Raw genomic sequence first — 18,736 nt, forward strand, 5'->3', positions numbered from 1 at the left:
AAGCCGGCCGGTCAGGGGCGGATGGCGACCGTGACCGTGCCGTGGGTCTCGGGGTTCCAGGACGGCGGGATGTAGAAGGCGCAGCCCTTCGGCGGGTCCACGCAGACCACCGCGTCGACCGTGTCGATGCCGGGCGCCGGCAGGTCGGGCTGGAGCGACTGCAGCGACACCAGGTCGTCGCCCTTCAGCAGGACCCACCACGGGTACTCCCAGGTGTTGTAGCCCTGCAGCAGGCCGACCCGCTGCGCGCCCGAGGCGCGCACGCGCGAAGCAGCCCACGTGTAGTCCTCGCCCCACTCCGGGCGGCGGATGAAGCGCTCGTCCATCGTCGACGTGGTGAACACCGAGCCGGAGCCGACCAGGCGGCGCGGCCAGCCGACCGCCACCGCGGCGCCGCCCGCGGCCGTGCCGGCGGCCAACGCGCCGATCGCCAGCCAGGGGACGACGCGGCGGCGGGCGGCGAGCAGCGAGTCGGCCCAGAGGGCGGCGAGGGGCGTGCCCAGCAGGATGAGGAACACGACGAGGCGGTTGCCCCACGGCTGCCACTTGACCGTGATGACGTACGCGAGGACGGCGATCCAGAACACCGCGGCGTAGAGGCGCGCCGGCGAGCGGCGCCACAGCAGGACCGCGGCGCCGATGAGGATCAGGGCGCCCTGCACCGGCAGCGAGACGCGGTCCTCGTCGGGGGGCCAGGACTCGTACGGGTAGGTCTCGCCCCAGTACGTGATGTCGCGTGCGTCCGGGTCGACGCCGATCGCGTGTGCCAGGCCGATGATCGCGCCGGAGCCGACGGGGCCGGCCGGGGTCTGCAGGGCGGTCTCGGCGATGCGCAGCGTGTTGATGAGGACCGAGCCCGGGTCGTGGCGCTGCATCGAGATCGAATCGCGCAGGTGGCCGGGGCCGAGCGGGTTGTCGTAGGTGGTCTCGACGCGCCAGAGGTACGGGCCGGAGATCAGGGCCATCAGGCCGACGATCAGGGCGGCACCGGCCAGGGCGCGCACCGCGGTCGGGCGCTGGCGCAGCTGGGACGCGAACCACAGCACCAGCAGCGGGCCGGCGGCGAGCAGGCCGGTGGCCTTTGTCAGCAGTACCAGTCCGGCCGCCACGCCCAGCAGCACGACGGCGTGCCAGGGTGTGCGCCGGCGCAGCTCGTCGAGGACGAGGGTGGCGACGCTGCCGACCCACAGCGCGACCACGAGGTCGGTCTGGGTGCTCGTGGCCTCCAGAACGACGATGGGTGTGGTAGCGAAGATCAGCGCCGCGATCAGCTGGGCGCGACGGGCGCCGCCGAGCTGGGCGGCGATCCGCGAGGCGATGAGCGCGCCGCCGACGCCGGCGGCGAGCTGGACGAGGTTGTAGAGGGCGTCGCCGCCGGTGAGCAGGCGCAGGTGCAGCAGGATGTACTCCGCGCCCGGCGCCATGGCCAGCTGACGGTCGATGATCGTCGGGTAGAAGCCGACGTCGCCCTGCGCCACCCAGTGCTCGATCTTGGGCAGGTGGTAGGTCTGCGAGTCGAAGTTGTTCGGCGGCGCGACCAGGGCGACGACGAGGTCGACGAGGAACAGCGCGCCGAGGGCCACGGCCATCACCCGCTCGCCGCGCCCGGCGTCGCGCCAGAACTCGGGCACCCGGCCCGCCATCGCGCGCAGGCGGTGGCGGGCGAGGTAGCCGGTCGCGCCGATGCCCAGCACCCACACGGCGATGATCACCGGCCGGTGCAGCAGGTGGACGGCCGAGAGCAGCTCCACGAGGAGGACGGCCGCGCCTCCGACAATGAGTCCGGCCCGGATCAGCAGCAGGCGACCCGGCGCGACGATCACCGCGGGAACGGTACCGGACGTCGCTGAATGTCCGCCGAGCGCCTGAAGGCGTTCGACGACCCGGCCCTGAGACGTAGACAGGTGCTCGGCCCGTCAGATGGCGCCGAGGCGGGGCAGGACCTTCTCGGCCAGCTCCGTGGCGTACTCGACGGGGTTGCGGTCGGGCATGGTCTGCACCTCGGTGATGCCCAGCCCGGCGAGGGCCTCCACGTAGGCGAGCCAGCCGTCGACGTCGGCCAGCACCGGGCGCGCAACGACCGCAGTCTTGACGATCGTGTCGTAGTCGCGCCCCTCGGTCTTGCAGTGCTCGCGCAGCACGTTGAGCTTGTTGGCCACGTCCTCGAGCGAGGTGGCGAAGATGTTGCACGCGTCGCCGTACTTGGCCACCAGGCGCAGCGTCTTCTTCTCCCCGCCGCCGCCGACCATGATCATCGGGTGCGGGCGGCTGATCGACGCCGGCGAGTTGAGCGTCTCGGCCAGTTGGTAGTGCGTGCCGTTGTACTCCCCGACCGTGCCGCTCCACATCTGCAGGCAGATCTGCAGCGTCTCCTCGAGCCGCTCGAACCGCTCCGCGACCGGCACGACCGGCACGCCGAGGCCGCGCTGCTCGCGCTCGTACCACGACGCGCCGATGCCCAGCCGCGCCCGCCCGCCGGAGAGCACGTCCAGCGTGGTGACGATCTTGGCGAGCAGGCCCGGGTGGCGGTACATCACGCCGGTGACCAGCAGCCCGAGCGTCATCCGATCGGTCAGCGCGGCGACGTAGCCGAGTGCGGTGTACCCCTCCAGCATCGGCTCGTCGGCCGGCGCCTGCGCGTCCATCTGGAAGTAGTGGTCCATGACCGTGAACGCGGCGACCCCCGACTGCTCGGCGATGAGGGCCGTCTCGCGCAGGGTCGGCGCGATCGCGGTCGGCTCGGCGGTGGGCTTGGCGAAGTTCCAGTAGTGCAGACCCAGCTTCATTCGCCCATTCTTACGCGCTGCTTCACAGCGCCGCCGCCATCTCGCGCAATCGGCGGTGAACGCCTTCGTACGCCTCGGCGCCGCGCAGGTAACGCTTGGCGACCTTGGCGACCATCGTGTAGTTGGTGTCGCAGACGTTGCCCACGGGCGCCTCGCCGGCCTGGCTCACGAGTTGGTACGCGTCGAGCTCGTCCAGCCCGGTCAGCCCGGCGACCCACGTGACGAGGTCGTGCTGGCTGATGCGGTAGGCGTCCTCGAGCGGGCGCGCCGAGCCGGTGCTCATGAGGAACTCGTCGGACTCCAGCCGGGGCCACGGCGTCGGTACCCCCTTGAGCAGCTCGACGACGAGCGTCGTGTGCATCGCCGCCTCGACCGCGACGCCGCTGACCTCGCCGTGGCCCTGCCGGGCGTGGCCGTCGCCGAGCGCGAAGAGCGCGCCGGCGACGTTGACCCCGAAGTACACGGTCACGCCGGCCCGCAGCTCGGGGGTGTCCATGTTGCCGCCGTGCGCGTCGGGCGTGATCGTCATGCGCGCCTCGAACGCGCCGGGCGCCACGCCCACCGTGCCGTGCATCGGCTCCATCGGCAGGTCGACGACGAAGTCGCTGTTGCGCGCCCGGTAGCGCACCGTCCCGTTCTCGCGCGACAGCTCGTACACCCACACCCGCTCCTCCAGCGGCGGCTGCAGCGTCGCCGTGTGCGAGGTCGAGGTGAGCGCGCCGAAGTGCGGGAAGGTGCTGGACACCGCCCAGTCGCGGGCCGGCTCGATGCGCGCGAAGTGCAGCGCGAGCGTGTCGCCGGGCTCGGCGCCCTCGACGTGGAACGGCCCGGTGACCGGGTTGAGGAACGGGAACTGGCAGACCTGCGTCGGCAGCGTCCCGAAGCCGGTGACCTTGCCGCCGAAGCAGTCCTCGGTGTAGACGCGCAGCGCGTCACCCGGCCGCACGGTGCGCACGGCCGGTCTTCCGCCGAAGGTGTACGCCAGGTCGTCCGCGTTCGGTTCGTACACGTGCAGCTCAGTCATTCGCCTGCGCCTTCTCCGTCGGCGTCTCCGCCGTGGCCGTCTGTCCCGAGAGTTGGGGCCGGCGCCCCGTGGCGTAGAGGATCACGAGGATCACGACGCCGATGCCGAGCCACGTGAAGCCGAGCATCTGTGCGGCGACCTTGGCATTGATCACGACGTACAACAGGATGAGGAACCCGGCCAGCGGGAAGATCAGGTGGCGCAGCCAGTCGCGGCTGCCCCCGCGCACCACATAGTGCCAGAACACCGAGACGTGCAGCGCCAGGAAGGCGGTCATCGCGCCGAAGTTGACCAGCGTCGACAGCAGGGTGATGCCGTCGTCGCGCGACCACATGTACAGCCCGAGCCCGAGCGACACGGCCGCCACCACGAACGTCGCGTTCGTGGGCACCTTGTGCCGCGGCGAGATCCGCGCCAGGAACTTCGGCAGCTGCCGGTCGCGGGCCATCGCGTAGAGCAGCCGCGAGGTGGCCACCTGCGCGACGAGCGAGTTGGCGAACCCCCACGCGACGGCGGTGGCGACCGCGGTCAGGGTGGCGAGCCAGGCCCCGCCCCCGACGCGCGAGGCGTCGTAGAACGCGGTGCCGCCGGGGTCCCCGTCCGCGATGAGCTTGTCCGGGTCGGGCACGAGCAGCGCCGCGATCCAGGTCTGCACGATGAACAGCACGCCGGCCAGCAGCAGCGCCGCCACCATGGACCGCCCGATCTGGCGCGCCTCGCCCTTGTGCTCCTCGGCGAGCATCGAGATCCCGTCGAAGCCGAGGAACGACAGCACGGCGATCGACACCGCCCCGAAGATCAGCGACCAGGAGAAGGTGCCGGAGTTGTACACCGGCTCCCAGCTGAACCCGCGGCCCTTGCCCTGCGCGAGCGCGACCACCCCGATGACGAGGAAGATCGCGAGCACGACCAGCTCGCCGAGCAGCATGAACTTGTTGACCAGCGCCGTGAGCTCGATGCCGAGCAGGTTCACGACGGTGTTGAGCACCACGAACGCGACCAGCCACGCCCAGACCGGGATCTGCGTGACCACGGAGTTCATGGCGACGCTGGCGATGAGGTACAGCAGCCCCGGCACCAGGACGTAGTCGAGCAGGATGACCCAGCCGGCCAGGAAGCCGACCGGCGCCGCGATGCCCCGGCCCGCGTAGCTGTACACGGACCCGGCCATCGGGAACGCCTTGACCATCTGCGCGTAGGACAGCGCCGTGAACACCATGGCCACCATGCCGATGGCGTAGGCCAGCGCCACCATGCCGCCGGAGCCCTGAAACACGCCCCCGAAGATCCCGAAGGGCGCGATCGGCACCATGAAGATCAGCCCGTACACCAACAGGTCGGTGAACGTGAGGGAGCGCCGCAGCTCCTGCGTGTATCCGAATCTTTCGATCTGCTCGGTCCCCGCCATGGCAGCACGGTAGACCCATTACTTGAAAATGAAAAGATTCCGCGACCCGTCGATGGAACCTCCGGCCCGGCGGTAGCATCCAACTGTCATGCGTCGCGGACTTCGCGTCCTGCTCACCGCGGCCCTGCTCGCCGCCGCGTCGAGCGCATGCGCCTCAAACCAGCCCCAGGCGAGCCAACCGGCGGCGACGTCAACGACCGCCTCGACCTCCCCCTCGCCATCTGTTGCCGACACTGGCATCGCCGGACAGACGGTCATGGTCAACTGCCCGGTGGATCGGGGCGACCCGCCCTGCCCGGTCACGCCGGTCCAGGCCCGGCTCTCCGTGCTGAGCTCGGAACGGACCGTCGCTACGGTCGACACCGACGGGCAGGGCCACTTCAGGGTGGCCGTGCCCGCCGGGTCCTACGTGCTGCGCCCGGTGCTCGTCGCCGGCGGACCGGCCCGGCGGCCGAGCAGCCTGGCGGTGACCGTGACCGCCGGGCAGTACGCGACGGTCACGATGCGGCTGGACACCGGTCTCCGCTGAACCCCCTTTGGCTCCGCTGAGCCCCCTTACGGCTTGACCTGGCTGATCCGGGTGCCCCAGTTGGCCAGTGCGGTGCGGGTGCCGCCGCAACTGCCGAACGGGGTCGCCTCGTACTGGGCCAGGGTGCAGGTCTGGCCGATGTACTCGCTGGCGATCCAGATGTTGGCGCCGTCGACCGCGGCGGCGCCGTAGTCGCCCCAGCGCGGCCGCGGCGGGTCGCCGACCAGGGCCTTGTAGCCGGTGAAGCCGTCCTGCGGTCCGAGGCCGGCCTTGGCCAGGAAGATCGAGCCGGCGCCGCTGCGCCCGTCGAAGGCGGCGTAGGCCGCCGACGGGAAGTAGCCGTCGCCGACCAGCGTGAACGCCATGACGCCCTTGCCGTCCGCGTTGACGCCGATGGCCGGGTAGGTCAGGTTGTTCCCGGCCAGCCCGAGCTGCCCCTGCGCGGCCAGGTCGGCCCGCACGGAGCTGCCGTGCAGCGAGGGGCGCACGATGTACCAGCCGATGCCGGCCTTCGCCGCGCCGCCGACGGTCACCGCCGTGTCGAGGGCCCCGTACAGCCGGCCGCCGGTGTAGGTCACCTGCTGCATGCGGGTGTCGTTGCTGTCCAGCGCCGCGAGCGCCTCCGGCTTGAACGGGTCGGGCGCGCCGAGCAGGAACGTGGAGCACGGGTCGTCGTTGACGCACTCGAGCAGCGGCGCGGGGCCGGGCTTCTGGTTCGCCGCGGGCGGCAGGGAGTACCGCCGGACACCGACCCTGTCGTTGCTCAGGCCGAGGCGGGGCGAGGCGCTGTCGAGGGACCTGGTGTTGGTCAGCGCCCAGGCGACGATGCTGTCGGAGACGTAGGCGTCGTTGCCCGTGGCCTCCTCGGCGGCGTTGGAGGACAGGAAGTACTCCGTGCCGCCCGCGCCGCGCTCGTAGTCCGACGTCGCCGGGGACTGCGCCGGCCAGATGGTGAAGCCGTTGAGCCCGCGGTCGGCGGCGGTCGTGTCCAGCTGCGTGACGAGGACGTCGGCGTCGCCGCGCGCGAGGGCGCGCTTGGAGAACGCGTAGACCTGCGCGCTGTTGTACTCCGTGCCGAAGAACGAGTACTCGTTCGTGGTGACGTAGAAGCCGTTGGCGTCGACGCCGATGTGCGGGTAGTCGCCGATGCACGGGCAGTGCGGGTGCACGGGCGTGCCGTTGCTGCCGTCGTCGGTGACGTCGAGGCGGTAGATGTTCCAGCTGCCGGTCGGGTCGGCGGCCACCGCGATGTCGAGGTGGTTGGCGCCGGTCAGCTCGCCGTCCTCGGTCTGCTCGAGGGTGAGCACGACGAGGAAGAACTGGCGGGTGGTCGGGTCGAACAGGCAGGACGGGTCGGTGATGTTCGGCCCGAACACGCCGGCCGTGCGGTCGATCACCGGCGGGTAGCCGAAGAAGGTGTTGAGGTCGACCACGCCGGTCTGGCCGGTGCCGTCGGCGTTGAACACGCGGAACGCGTCGTTGACGGCCTCCACCACGTGGCCGTTGCCCACGCAGAGCCCCTGGTCCGGCGGCTCGAGGCTGAACTGGTTGCCGTTGTTGGCGATGCGCTGGTCGCGGTGGTTGATCCCGTCGAAGCTGCGCAGCAGCTGCGGCCCGTTGCGGATCACGCCGCCGGCCACAGACGGCCCGGCGGGTGCGGCGCCGCGGGCGGGCGCCAGGCTGCGGTGCGCGCCGCCGGCCGGCCGCGACGCGGATCTGGTGAGCTCGTTGGCCTCGGGGCCGGCGTCGCGGGGAATCTCGGTGGAGATCGAGGCGGGCTCGCCGGTGCCGGTGCCGGTCACCTTGTAGGAGCCGGTGCCGACCTTCTGCACGTGCCTGGTGGCGGCCGCCGGTGCGGCCGATGCACCGCCCGGCACGGTGAGCGAGCCGAGGACGGTGGCCAGCGCCGCCGCCGCGACCACGCCGCGTCTTCTGGACATGGGTCTCCCTTCGTCAGCGGAATGGAGGACGCCGACAGTCTCGACCCGAATCCGAGCGCTTGAAAAGCGTGCCGAACAAACCAGTGGCTTTGATCATCACAAATGCGTATTAATCCAGCTCCTACAACTCGTCAGTGACACGTAATGGTGTCCGTATTTCGAGCAACGAGCACCCTATCCTGCACCCTTGCTCGTTTCCATATTGATCAGCTTGCTTTGATCAGCCCGCGAGTGCATGAACGATCAGGCGTGAACGCGCCGGTCTGTCCGGCCGGCGCTCGTCACGGAGGGAGCGGGCATTGAGGCCCCGAACACACCGACGTGTGCTCACCGTCGCCGGTTTGTCGGCGACGGTTCTGATCCTCGGCGGGCTGCCCGCCGGCGCCGCGCCGCCGGCGCCCCGGCCCGCGCACGCCGGCGACCGCGCCGCCACCGCGCACCGCACCGGCGCGGGCACTGTGCACAGCCTCGCCGCGCCGGGCGAGGACGACGAAGAGGGCTCCAGCGATATCATGGAGCAGGCGGACCAGTGGAACGAGGCCCGCAGCGCGCCCGGCATCGTCGCGCCGGGCGCCTACTCGGCCGCGTGGGCGCAGCTGCAAGGGCTGCCGCATACCGGCGGGCGCTGGGTCGACGAGACCGGCCTGCCGTACAACTCGGACGATCCGCGGTACCGCGACGTCAACTCCAACTCGTCCGGCGGGGCCGGCAACGTCACGGGACGGGTGGTCGGCATGGCCGCCGACGACCACGGCTACGTGTACGCAGGCTCGGCCAACGGCGGCGTGTGGCGGTCGGCGACCGGCGGCGGGCACTGGCAGCCGATCTCCGACAAGCTGCCCGCTCCGGCGACCGGCGACCTGCGCCTCGACGACCGCGGCCGGCTGTGGTTCGCCACCGGCGAGGCGAACACCAGCGCGACGAGCTTCGTCGGCACCGGCGTGTACGTGCTCGCAGACCCGCGGCACGGCGAGTTCCGCACGTCGGACCGGGTCGGCGGCACGGAACTGGAGAACACCACGATCCGGGCGCTGCGCTTCGGCGGCGACAAGGTGTGGGCGGCGACGAGCCGCGGCGTGTGGTCGCACTCGACCCGGAACCTGTCCGGCAAGTGGACGCTCGAGTTCGCGCCAAACCCGACGTTCCTGCCGGGCGGTGCGGACGCCGATGACGCCGACGCGGCGTACAAGAACATCGCCAACGACATCGCGATCGACCCCCGCGACCCGTCAAAGGTCATCCTGGCCATCGGCTGGCGCAGCGGCGACGACTACAACGGCTTCTACACCAAGGTCGGCGGCGCCTGGCAGAAGATCACGCTGACCGGCGACATCGCCAGCGACCCCGACAACGTCGGCGCGGTCACCTTCGCCCGCTCCGCCGACGGGTCGAAGTACTACGCGATCGAGCAGTCGCCGGAGATGCTGGCCACCAACGGCGACAGCAACCTCTACGGCGTCTTCGTCTCCGACAGCGGTTCGCCCTTCGGCCCGTGGCGGCTGGCCGCCGACTACCACAAGCTGGCCGCGTCCGGCTCGGCGAACACCTCGCCCGGCTACATGCCCGGCATCCAGGCCTGGTACAACCAGTTCCTCCAGGTCGACCCGAAGGACCCGAGGCACCTCTACATCGGGCTCGAGGAGGTCTTCGAGACCAAGGACGCCGGCGCCACCTGGACCACCCCCGGCCCCTACTGGAACTTCTACTTCCCCTGCTGGAGCATCGACCCGTCCAAGCAGACCGGCGACTGCAACCAGACCACACACCCCGACCAGCACGCGGCCGCGATCGGCAGCAACGGCGGCAAGCCGTACCTGGTCGTCGGCGACGACGGCGGCGTGTACCGCCGGCCGGTCAACGGCAAGGCCGACGCGTCCGGCCACGCCACCGACTGGGTGTCGCTCAACGACGGCAGCATGGACGTGCTGCAGTACTACTCGGTCGGCGTCGGCGCCGACAAGCAGGGCCGCAACGCGGGCCTCGCCATCAGCGGCGGCCTGCAGGACAACGGCGAGTCGATCCTGCGCCCCGGCGACCGCGTGATGGGCTCCAACTTCGGCGGCGACGGCGGCGACACCATCGTCGACCCGGACAACGGCTGCAACGTAGCCGCCGAGTACGTCTACCTGGCCCTGTCGGTGACCAACAACTGCGCGGTCAACGACGGCTCCTGGATCACCGACCCGAGCAAGGCCTCCAGCCGCAACATCGCACCGCCCGACAACGCCCTCGGCTCGGCCGGCGCCCGGTTCATCGCGCCGATCGCCGCCGACCCGAAGGACGGCAACACCTGGGTCGCCGGCGGCACGCACGTGTGGATCCAGCACAAGGGCTTCGCCATCCAGTCCGGCGCCGACTGGGTCAACGCCTTCGACCTGGGCGCGGGCCACGTCGCCACCGGCGTGTCGATCTCCGGCGGCATGGTCTACGTCGGCTGGTGCGGCCCCTGCAACAACCAGGGCTTCACCCGCGGCATCGCGGTGGGCAAGGCCGACGGCACCGGCTGGCACCAGCTAGACCTGCCGGTCGACGGGGTCATCCCCAACCGGTACGTCTCCGGCTTCGACGTCGACCCGGCCAACCCCAACCACGTGTTCGTGGCCATGAACGGCTACTCCCGCAAGTGGACCGAGGGCCCCGGCGCCGGCGTCGGCCACGTCTTCGAATCCCGCGACGCGGGGGCGCACTGGACCGACATCTCCGCCAACCTGCCCGACATCCCGGCGAACGCCCTCAAGGTCATCTGGGGCGGCGGCCTGGTCGTCGGCACAGACCTCGGCGTGCTCTACCGGGCGCCGGGCCAGACCGGCTGGAAGGTCCTCGGCCGCAATCTCCCGACCACGACCACCATGGAGCTGCGCACCGGCCTGCACGGCCTGCGCCTGTACGCCGCCACACACGGCCGCGGCGTCCAGTCCTTCGACCTCTGGCAGCTACTGCTGTTCGGCTGACCGGCAACGCCCGAGGGGCGGGGTGCACGGCATCCCGCCCCTCGGCGCCGGCATGGCAGGCTGGCCGGAGTGAGCATCAGCATCGATCAGCTGTCGACCCTGGCCGTCGCTTCGGTGGCCGCCTTCGGCCTGGCGCTGCTCTCGGCCGTGGCCGGGTTCGGCGGCGGGGTCCTGCTGCTGCCGGTCTTCACCGCGCTGTTCGGGTTCCGGGTCGCCGTGCCCATGCTGACGTTGACCCAGGTGTCCAGCAACGTCGCGCGGATGTGGCTGAACCGCAGGGAGCTGCACTGGCCGCTGATCGGCTGGTTCGCCGCCGGCGCGGTCCCGTTCGCGGTGGCCGGCGGTCTTCTGCTGGCCACCGTGCCGCTGGGCGCGCTCAAGCGCGTGCTGGGCGTGTTCCTCATCGCAGTGGTGGTGTGGCGGCGATGGCAGCGCCGGCCGCGCAAGCCGTCCGACCGGTCCTTCGCCGCCGTGGGCGCGGCCTCCGGCCTCGGCTCCGCGTTGCTCGGCTCGGTCGGGCCGCTGACCGCCCCGTTCTTCCTGGCCTACGGCCTGACCCGCGGCGCATACGTCGGCACGGAGGCCGCCGGCGCGGTCACGATGCACCTGTCGAAGATCGCCGCGTACGGCGCCGGCGACCTGCTCACCGGCCGGGTACTGCTCTTCGGCGCGGCGCTGACCCCGGCCACGCTGGCCGGCGCCTGGGCCGGCAAGAAGATCGTCGGACGGATCAGCGACCGGGCATTCGTCCTGCTGGTCGAGGCCGGCCTGGTCGCGGCCGGCGCGCTGTTCCTCTGCGGCTTCTGAGGGGCGTTTCGCGCGGGGGTTGCGGTCAGTGCTGTAGGGAAGCTACGAAACGGCCCATGCGCTCCAGGGCCTCGTCCAGCAGTGGTAGCGCGGTGGCATAGCTGCAGCGGATGTGGCCCTCGCCCGATGGGCCGAAGACGCTGCCGGGGACTACCGCCACCCGCTCGGCCTCCAAAAGGCGCTCGGCGAAGGTTTCGGAGTTCAGGCCTGTCGATCTGATTGACGGGAAGGCGTAGAAGGCGCCCTGCGGCTCGTCGCACGTCAGGCCGATGTCGTTCAGGCCCTTCGCGAAGAGGCGGCGGCGGCGGTCGTAGCCCGCGACCATCTCGGCGACCCTCGGCTCGCCCGCGCGCAGGCCCTCCAGAGCGGCCGCCTGCGAGACGTGTGGGGCGCAGAGCATCGTGTACTGGTGGATGCGGCCCGCCAGCTCCAGGATCGGAGCCGGGGCGCAGATGTAGCCGACCCGCCAGCCCGTCATGGCGTGGGCCTTCGAGAAGCCGCCCAGCAGGACCGTGCGGTCGCGGGCGCCGTCCAGAGAAGCCACGCAGGTGTGCGGGGCGTCGTAGCTCAAGCGCTCGTAGATCTCGTCGGAGACCAGGTAGAGGTCGTGGCGTACCGCCAGAGCGACCAGGGCCTCGAGGACCTCCCGCGGCTGGATGGCGCCGGTGGGGTTGGACGGGGAGGAGACGAGGATGGCCTTCGTGCGCGGGGTGATCGCGCGCTCGATCTCGTCGATCAGGATGTGGAAGCGCTCGTCCGAAGGGACGTAGACGGGGGTGCCGCCGGCGAACGTGACACATGGGCCGTAGGCGACGTAGCACGGCTCGGGGATGATCACCTCGTCGCCCGGTGCGAGCAGGGTGCGCATGGCCAGGTCGAGGCCCTGCGAGACGCCCGAGGTGATCAGGCACTCGGCGGCGGGGTCGAAGCTCACGGCGTACCGACGGGAAAGGTCCTTGACGATCGCCTCGCGCAGCTCCAGGAGGCCGGCGTTGGAGGTGTAGGTCGTGTAGCCCTGCTCGAGGGCGTAGATGCCGGCCTCGCGCACGTGCCAGGGCGTGACGTAGTCGGGCTCGCCCACGCCGAGGGAGATGACGTTGTCCAAGGTGGCGGCGATGTCGAAGAAGCGGCGGATGCCCGAGGGCGGGCAGGCCGCCACGATCGGGTTGAGGGGCTTCACGGCGTGACCGGGAGGCGTCGGTCGACCTCGGCGGTCGCGTAGAGCTCGTCGTCGTCCTTGTAGGTCTTCATCACGAAGTGCGTCGCGGTCGCGGTGACGCGCTCGATCGTGGAGAGCTTCTGGGCGACGAAGTCGGCGATGTCGTGCATGCTGCGGCCGGTGACCACGCAGCGCAGGTCCTGCGCGCCGGAGACGAGGTACACCGAGCGCACCTCGGGAAAGCGGGAGATCCGCAGCGCCACGTCGTCGAAGCCGAGGCCGCGGGCCGGCGTGACGGCGACGTCGATGAAGGCGGTGATCAGCTGCTGGCCGGTGATCTCGCGCAGCCGGTCGGCATCGACGACGGCCTTGTAGCGGCGGATGACGCCCTGCTGCTCCCACTCGGCGACCTGCGCCCGGACCGCCTCGACCGGGATCCCGGTGAGCGTCGAAATACGCTCCGGCGTCGCGTGCGCGTCGCCGCGCAGGATCTCCATGATCTCCAACACCGGGCAATCTTACTGTCCGCGACACCGCGGCCTCCAGCTACTATTCGGCGAATGGACCCAGTCTCGGTCGCCGAGGCGGCGTCGATCGTCGGCGGCACGGTGCACTTCCCGGGGGAAGAGCGCGAGGTCGGCGGCGTCGCCATCCACTCGGACCGGTTGCAGGCCGACAGTCTTTTCTTCGCCCTCCGCGGCGCTACCGACGGTCACCAGTTCGTGGCCCGGGCGCTCGCCAACGGCGCGATCGCCGCGGTCGTCGCCGAGGATTGCCTCGCCGAGCTGCCGCGCGACGCCGGGCCGCTGATCGCCGTCGCCGACCCGCTCGCCGCGCTGCAGGAGATGGCGGTGTGGTGGCGGCGCCAGCTCACGTCGACGACGTTCGTCGCGGTCATCGGCAGCAACGGCAAGACCCTGACCAAGGACGCCCTGGTCGGGCTGCTCGCCGGGCACCGCACCACGTACGGCAGCCCGGGCAGCTACAACAGCCAGCTCGGCGTGGCCCTGTCGGTGCTGCAGTGCCCGGCCGACGTGCCGGTCGCGGTGATCGAGGCCGCCGCCACCGAGCCGGGCGAGATGGCGCGGCTGGCCCGCATCGTGGCGCCCGACGCCGTCGTGTTCACCAACCTAGGCACCCGCAGCGCCCAGCACTTCGACGGCCGCGAGGAGCACGCCCGCGAGCTGCTGGGCATGGCGGCGGGCCTCCCGGCCGACGGCTGGGTGCTCATGGGAGAGCCGGATCCCGCGGTACACCACCTGGCGGCATCGATCACGAAGGCCCGCGTGCTGCCGGCCGGCGACACCGCCCTGCCGCGGCTGACCCGCCTGCGCCACGTGGAGCGCTCGTCGCTGGTCCGGGCCTTCGCGCCCGGCGGCGCCGAGGCGGACCTGCTCGTGGCGACGCCGTCGCCGGAGGTGCTGCGCGACCTCGAGCTCGCGATGGGCGCGGCGACGCTGCTCGGGCTGGGCCCGGAGGAGCTGCTGGCCGCGGCCGCCGAGTACACGCCGCCGTCGACGCGCATGCAGATGTGGCGCCGCCCCGACGGCGCGACGGTGGTCGGCGAGCTCGCGAACACCGACCCGCTGGCCCTGTCCAGCGCGCTGCGCACGGCCCGCTCGCTGACGGGCGGGCACGGGCGCACCCTGATGATCATCGGCGACCCGCTGGCCGGGCTCACCGCCGAGTCGGCCGCGGCGATGGCGCGCTGCCTGCGCGCCGAGAACGTGCAGCTGGTCTGCGGCCTGACCGCCGACGCGCACGACCTGGTCGAGGAGGCGCTGCGCGACACCGGCGTGCCGATGCACCGCTTCCCCGACGAGGACCGGGTGCGCGCGTTCGTCGCCACCGAACTGCGCCCCGACGACGTGGCCCTGGTGCACGTGCCGCGCGACACGATGGTCACCGACGCCTGGATGCACCTGGTGGAGACCGCGGCCGCGACCCGCCTCTACGTCGACCTCGCCGCGGTGAAGAGCAACGTCGCGGCGTTTCGCAAGCTCGTCGGCCCGCACACGAAGCTCATGGGCGTGGTCAAGGCCGAGGCATACGGCACCAACCCGGTCACCGTCGCGCACACGTTGCGCGAGGCCGGCGTGGACTGGCTCGGGGTCGCCACGACCGATGAGGGCATCGCGCTGCGCCGGGCCGGCGTGCAGATGCCGGTCCTCGTCTTCCTCGCCGTGCCCGGCGACGTGGAGCGGCTCGTGCGCCACCGGCTCACCCCGTCGCTGTACTCGGTGGAGATGTACGACGCCGCCTGCCGCGCCGCCGCCGTCAGCGGCCGGCGCCTGGACGTGCACGTCGAGGTCGACTCCGGCATGCACCGCTCCGGGCTGTACCCGGAGGCGGCGATCGAGCTGCTGGCCAAGCTGCGCGGGCACGAGCACCTGCGGCTGGCCGGCCTGATGAGCCACCTGGGCTGCCCCGACGACCCGGCCGAGGACGACCTGACGCGGGAGCAGCTCAAGCGCTTCGGCTCGGTGTGCGCGGCCGCCGCCGAGATGGGCTTCGAGGATGTGGTACGCCACACCAGCGCCACGGCCGCCACCATCCGCTTTCCCGAGGCCCGCTACGACATGGTCCGCATCGGCCTGGGCCTCTACGGCCTGCACGTGTCGACCGCGACCACCGACCTGCTCACCCTCACCCCCGGCGTCGGCCTGGTCAGCCGCATCGTCGAGATCCACAACATGGCGCCGGGCGAGCGGGTCGGCTACGGGGGGCTCTTCCGCGCCCAGTCGCCCGACACCCGCATCGCCCTCATCGCCGCGGGCTACTACGACGCGGTGCCGCGGGCCTTCCGCAAGGTCGGCTACGTGCTGATCAACGGCCACCGCTGCCAGATCGCCGGCACGATCTCGATGGACTCGATGGCCATCGACATCACCGGCCACCCCGACGCCGAGGTCGGCGACGACGTGCTGATCTTCGGCCAGCACGCCGGCTTCTCCACCCCGATCGAGCAGGCCGCCGCGGCCATGGACACCGTGTCGCACGAGCTGCTCACCCAGGTCGGCCCGCGGGTTCAGCGCATCTTCACCCAGCACTGATCCGGTCTACGCAGCACTGATCCGATAGGCGCGGATCACGGTGACGGCCGCGGTGTTGCCGCCGACGTCGCGGACGTTCGCTCGCAGCGAGACGAAGCCCGCGGCGGCCGGGTGGTGCAGCTGCGCCAGCCCGCCGGCGTAGGGCGCCCGGGTCCAGGTCGCGCCGTCGTCGTAGGACACGTCGACGGTGACCGCCCGCGGGCCGGGCGACGGGGTCAGCACCGTCACGGGCACGGCGAGGTCGCGCCCGGCCGGCGCCGAGTTGTCCGCGCCGAGCCGCGGCGCGAACCGGACGTCGATCAGCGCCGGGTCGCCGGTCCACTCCCAGGCCGCGGCGACGCTCGTCGACAGTGCATAGGGCGCGCCGCGGCGGCTCTCGACCGCCAGCCGGTACCGCCCGCGCCGCGCATCCGGCACGGTGAACGCGCCGGCGCCGCCCCACTCCTCGCGCCCGACCTCGACGCCGTCGCGCTGGAGCACCGTCGTGCCCGCGTCGCCGCTGTTGCCGGTCCGGCCGGCGCCGTCGCTGTACATCGGCAGGTCCACGTTGATCGTGTCGCCGTCGCGGGTGACCCCGCCGCCGGAGGGCGAGAAGACCGCGCGGTTCCACCCCTCGGCCACCGTGGCGCCGGGCCGGTAGCTCGTCCAGGCGCCGGTGGTGACGCTGCAGCCGAAGCACTCCGGCGTGAGCTCGTACATCCGGGTGCGCCACTGCACGCCGCCGTCGTTGTTGAAGTACCGCATCACGGTGGAGGGCAGCCGCACCGGCAGCCCGACGGCCGCGCCGTGCACCTCGTCCTGGCCCGGCAGGCGGCTCACGGCGTACCAGTTGCCGGTGAGCTCCGGCGCGTTCCCGGCGGCGAAGCTCGTCGGCACGGCGGTGAGCTCGCCCCGGCGCACGTCGTGCCGATAGCCCGACATCAGGCTGCCGATCCGGTTGTACCGCAGGTTGAACGTCGTCGTCGCGTCCGCCGACGACCACACCCCGCTCACTGAAGACACGATCCCGTCGACGCCGGTGTCGGCGCCGATCTGTGCGGTGTAGATCCGCTCGAGCGAGTCGCCGCTGATGCCGATCTCGGCGGTGCCCGCCGCCGTGGAGTAGGTGAGCCCGACGGACGCGAGCACCGGCACGACCCCGGCCGCCGGCACGCTGATCGAGCTGGTCCGCGCGGCCCGGGCGTCGACCACGACGGTCACGTCCCCGGCCACGTCGAGCACCGGGTCGACGAGCAGCGCGGCCCGCGCGTCGGCGGGGTCGGCCGGCATGATCACGCTGGACAGCACGTACCGCCCGGCCGGCACGGCGACGGTGGCGGTGCCCGTCCGTTCGAGCGCGTCGTACTCGGTCAGGTCCGCCCCGAGCAGCGAGGTGCTGTGCACCGGCGCCGGCTGCCCGTCGAAGCCGACGTGCACCACGGTGACCGTGTGGGTCTCCCCGGCCGCAAGGCGGGCCGCCGCGGGCCGCCGGCTCACGTGGTGGGTCTCGAAGGGCCGGTGCGCGCCGCCGGCCACGGGTGCGCCGTCCGCGAGCATGGTCGCGCGGGGCGCCACGGGCTGTTGTTCCGCATGGGCCGGCACAGCCACGGCCACGGTCGCCGCCGCCACCGCCAGACCCGCGAGGATTCGTCGCATGATTCATTTCCGTCCACTCGGCACTGTTGCGTCATGCGGTAGTGCGCGCGGGCGGCGGATTCTTACCGGCCTGCGCAACTTGCAACTTTTCGCCGCTGGCGGCAGATATTCTCGGCAGCGAATTCGATCTATATACTGAACGCAACCGTGCCGACTCGCCGCGGCGGTAGCGGCCCCCTGCCCCGGCCCGTCGGAGGATGCATGTTGTACTTCTTCCTCAGCTACGCCCGCGGCGACGACGACCACTACGTACACAAATTTTATCGGGAACTGTGCAGCGAGATACGGGCCCTGACCGGCCTCGGCCGCGACGTCGAGGTCGGATTCTTCGACAGCCACAGCATCGATCCCGGCCAGCGCTGGTCGGAGAAGCTGGTCGAGGCGCTGCTGGAGTGCAAGACGTTTATTCCGCTGTACTCCCCCGGCTACTTCCTCAGCGAGCCGTGCGGGAAAGAATGGACGATCTTCGCGCGGCGCACGCGAAATCACGGCTGGCCGTCGGACCAGATACCGCCGCTGATACCGCTCATCTGGATGCCGCAGCTGGACGTGCCCGACGTCGTCTCGCCGTACCAGTGGTCCAGCGACGCCCTCGGCGACGTGTACAACAGCAGCGGCCTGCGCCGCCTGCTGCGGCTGCAGCGCAACCACGACGAGTACGTCGACTTCGTCTCGGCGGTGGCGAACCGGATCGTCAAGGCGGCCGCCGCGCCCCGCCTGGCCGCGCCCAGCCGGGTGCTCTTCGACGAGGTCCCGAGCGCCTTCCACCCCGGGCGCGGGCCCGCCGGCGCCGAGGACCACCGTCCGGTCACCGGCCCGTCGAGCATGTCCGGCGGCCAGGTCGTGCACTTCGTGGTCGCCGCCGCGGCCGGGCCGGAGGCGGCCACCGTCCGCACCGACACCCGCTACTACGGCCGCGAGCCGCAGGACTGGGCGCCGTACCTGCCGACGCACGCGCGCCCGCTCGCCGAATACGCGTGCAACGTGGCGGCCGGCAAGAGCTTCCGCTCGAGCGTGGCCACGATCGATCAGCTCAACGAGCTGATCAGCCACGCCAATCAGTACAACCAGATCATCGTGCTGCTGGTCGACGTGTGGAGCACGAAACTGCACCGGTACCACGCGGCCCTGCACGAGTACGACGGCCGCAACGAGCCCACGACCGCGGTGATGATTCCGCGCAATCCGGAAGACGCCGAGACGAAGGCGCACAGCGGCGAGCTCAGTGACCGGGTGCGCCAGACGTTCATCAACAACGCCCTGCGCCACGACGACGTCATGTTTCGCTCCAGCATCCTGACCTACGAGGCATTCGGCGCGGATCTCCAGGTGGTCCTGGAAGTCGCGCGCAACCGCGTGTTCATCAGAGGCACCGTTTATCGCCTTCCGCCGCGGCAGGGTTTCGCCCGGCCGATCCTCGAAGGCCCGTAGCGGAAAGGGGCCG

The 18,736-nt window shown here is 71.5% G+C and carries 13 protein-coding genes; 5 read left to right on the top strand and 8 right to left on the bottom strand.

All coding sequences use genetic code 11. The annotated features are described in order from the left end of the window. Nucleotides 1-11: 11 nt before the first annotated feature. The 4 genes from ABD901_RS40785 to ABD901_RS40800 form a co-directional block, all read right to left on the bottom strand. The gene (locus ABD901_RS40785) at nucleotides 12-1,823 is read right to left on the bottom strand and encodes an ArnT family glycosyltransferase (RefSeq protein ID WP_345135892.1); all 1,812 of its coding nucleotides are present in this window, start codon (nucleotides 1,821-1,823) and stop codon (nucleotides 12-14) included. 93 nt (nucleotides 1,824-1,916) lie between these two features. Continuing rightward, a complete protein-coding gene (locus tag ABD901_RS40790) occupies nucleotides 1,917-2,786 on the bottom strand; it encodes an LLM class F420-dependent oxidoreductase (RefSeq protein WP_345135895.1) in 870 nt (289 codons plus the stop codon). Between the two features lie 22 nt (nucleotides 2,787-2,808). Continuing rightward, entirely contained in the window at nucleotides 2,809-3,810 is a 1,002-nt protein-coding gene (locus ABD901_RS40795; protein WP_345135897.1) for an acetamidase/formamidase family protein, read from the bottom strand. After that, a complete protein-coding gene (locus tag ABD901_RS40800; protein ID WP_345135899.1) occupies nucleotides 3,803-5,218 on the bottom strand; it encodes an APC family permease in 1,416 nt (471 codons plus the stop codon). The genes ABD901_RS40795 and ABD901_RS40800 overlap by 8 nt, the downstream gene beginning before the upstream one ends. Before the next feature lie 88 nt (nucleotides 5,219-5,306). Here ABD901_RS40800 and ABD901_RS40805 point away from each other — a divergent pair, with 88 nt between their 5' ends. Then, nucleotides 5,307-5,747 carry a hypothetical protein gene (locus tag ABD901_RS40805; RefSeq protein ID WP_345135901.1) on the top strand — a complete coding sequence of 147 codons (441 nt, stop codon included), beginning with the start codon at nucleotides 5,307-5,309 and terminating at the stop codon, nucleotides 5,745-5,747. Between the two features lie 26 nt (nucleotides 5,748-5,773). Here ABD901_RS40805 and ABD901_RS40810 read toward each other — a convergent pair whose 3' ends face one another. Beyond that, nucleotides 5,774-7,687 (bottom strand): hypothetical protein, encoded by a 1,914-nt coding sequence (locus ABD901_RS40810; RefSeq protein WP_345135903.1) that lies wholly within the window; start codon nucleotides 7,685-7,687, stop codon nucleotides 5,774-5,776. Nucleotides 7,688-8,028: 341 nt separating this feature from the next. On the opposite strand from ABD901_RS40810, the gene ABD901_RS40815 reads away from it, so the two are divergent. After that, complete coding sequence (locus ABD901_RS40815; RefSeq protein ID WP_345135905.1) at nucleotides 8,029-10,638, top strand: beta propeller repeat protein; 2,610 nt, start codon at nucleotides 8,029-8,031, stop codon at nucleotides 10,636-10,638. Nucleotides 10,639-10,707: 69 nt separating this feature from the next. Next, a complete protein-coding gene (locus tag ABD901_RS40820) occupies nucleotides 10,708-11,445 on the top strand; it encodes a sulfite exporter TauE/SafE family protein (RefSeq protein ID WP_345135907.1) in 738 nt (245 codons plus the stop codon). A 25-nt stretch (nucleotides 11,446-11,470) separates the two neighbouring features. Here the strand turns inward: ABD901_RS40820 and ABD901_RS40825 are convergent, their stop codons facing one another. Together ABD901_RS40825 and ABD901_RS40830 are read right to left on the bottom strand one after the other, a co-directional pair. Further along, nucleotides 11,471-12,625: an aminotransferase class I/II-fold pyridoxal phosphate-dependent enzyme gene (locus ABD901_RS40825; RefSeq protein WP_345135909.1), complete on the bottom strand. Its 1,155-nt coding sequence runs from the start codon at nucleotides 12,623-12,625 to the stop codon at nucleotides 11,471-11,473. Beyond that, nucleotides 12,622-13,113, bottom strand: a complete 492-nt coding sequence (locus ABD901_RS40830) for an Lrp/AsnC family transcriptional regulator (RefSeq protein ID WP_345135911.1) — start codon at nucleotides 13,111-13,113, stop codon at nucleotides 12,622-12,624. Before ABD901_RS40830 ends, ABD901_RS40825 begins: the two co-directional genes overlap by 4 nt. A gap of 51 nt (nucleotides 13,114-13,164) precedes the next feature. Between ABD901_RS40830 and alr the strand changes: the two genes are divergently transcribed. Continuing rightward, complete coding sequence (gene alr / locus ABD901_RS40835; protein WP_345135913.1) at nucleotides 13,165-15,657, top strand: alanine racemase; 2,493 nt, start codon at nucleotides 13,165-13,167, stop codon at nucleotides 15,655-15,657. A gap of 6 nt (nucleotides 15,658-15,663) precedes the next feature. Here the strand turns inward: alr and ABD901_RS40840 are convergent, their stop codons facing one another. Further along, nucleotides 15,664-17,292, bottom strand: a complete 1,629-nt coding sequence (locus ABD901_RS40840) for a hypothetical protein (RefSeq protein ID WP_345135915.1) — start codon at nucleotides 17,290-17,292, stop codon at nucleotides 15,664-15,666. Between the two features lie 201 nt (nucleotides 17,293-17,493). Here ABD901_RS40840 and ABD901_RS40845 point away from each other — a divergent pair, with 201 nt between their 5' ends. Then, nucleotides 17,494-18,723: a TIR-like protein FxsC gene (locus tag ABD901_RS40845; RefSeq protein ID WP_345135917.1), complete on the top strand. Its 1,230-nt coding sequence runs from the start codon at nucleotides 17,494-17,496 to the stop codon at nucleotides 18,721-18,723. The last annotated feature ends 13 nt before the right edge of the window (nucleotides 18,724-18,736 follow it).

Origin of the sequence: Dactylosporangium darangshiense (genome assembly GCF_039537565.1) — a bacterium.
Lineage (GTDB): Bacteria > Actinomycetota > Actinomycetes > Mycobacteriales > Micromonosporaceae > Dactylosporangium > Dactylosporangium darangshiense.

Bases quoted from the DNA above. Each gene is read 5' to 3' on its own strand.
- ABD901_RS40790 (WP_345135895.1), bottom strand. From the start codon at position 2,786: ATGAAGCTGGGTCTGCACTACTGGAACTTCGCCAAGCCCACCGCCGAG.
- ABD901_RS40795 (WP_345135897.1), bottom strand. From the start codon at position 3,810: ATGACTGAGCTGCACGTGTACGAACCGAACGCGGACGACCTGGCGTAC.
- ABD901_RS40800 (WP_345135899.1), bottom strand. From the start codon at position 5,218: ATGGCGGGGACCGAGCAGATCGAAAGATTCGGATACACGCAGGAGCTG.
- ABD901_RS40805 (WP_345135901.1), top strand. From the start codon at position 5,307: ATGCGTCGCGGACTTCGCGTCCTGCTCACCGCGGCCCTGCTCGCCGCC.
- ABD901_RS40810 (WP_345135903.1), bottom strand. From the start codon at position 7,687: ATGTCCAGAAGACGCGGCGTGGTCGCGGCGGCGGCGCTGGCCACCGTC.
- alr (WP_345135913.1), top strand. From the start codon at position 13,165: ATGGACCCAGTCTCGGTCGCCGAGGCGGCGTCGATCGTCGGCGGCACG.
- ABD901_RS40840 (WP_345135915.1), bottom strand. From the start codon at position 17,292: ATGCGACGAATCCTCGCGGGTCTGGCGGTGGCGGCGGCGACCGTGGCC.
- ABD901_RS40845 (WP_345135917.1), top strand. From the start codon at position 17,494: ATGTTGTACTTCTTCCTCAGCTACGCCCGCGGCGACGACGACCACTAC.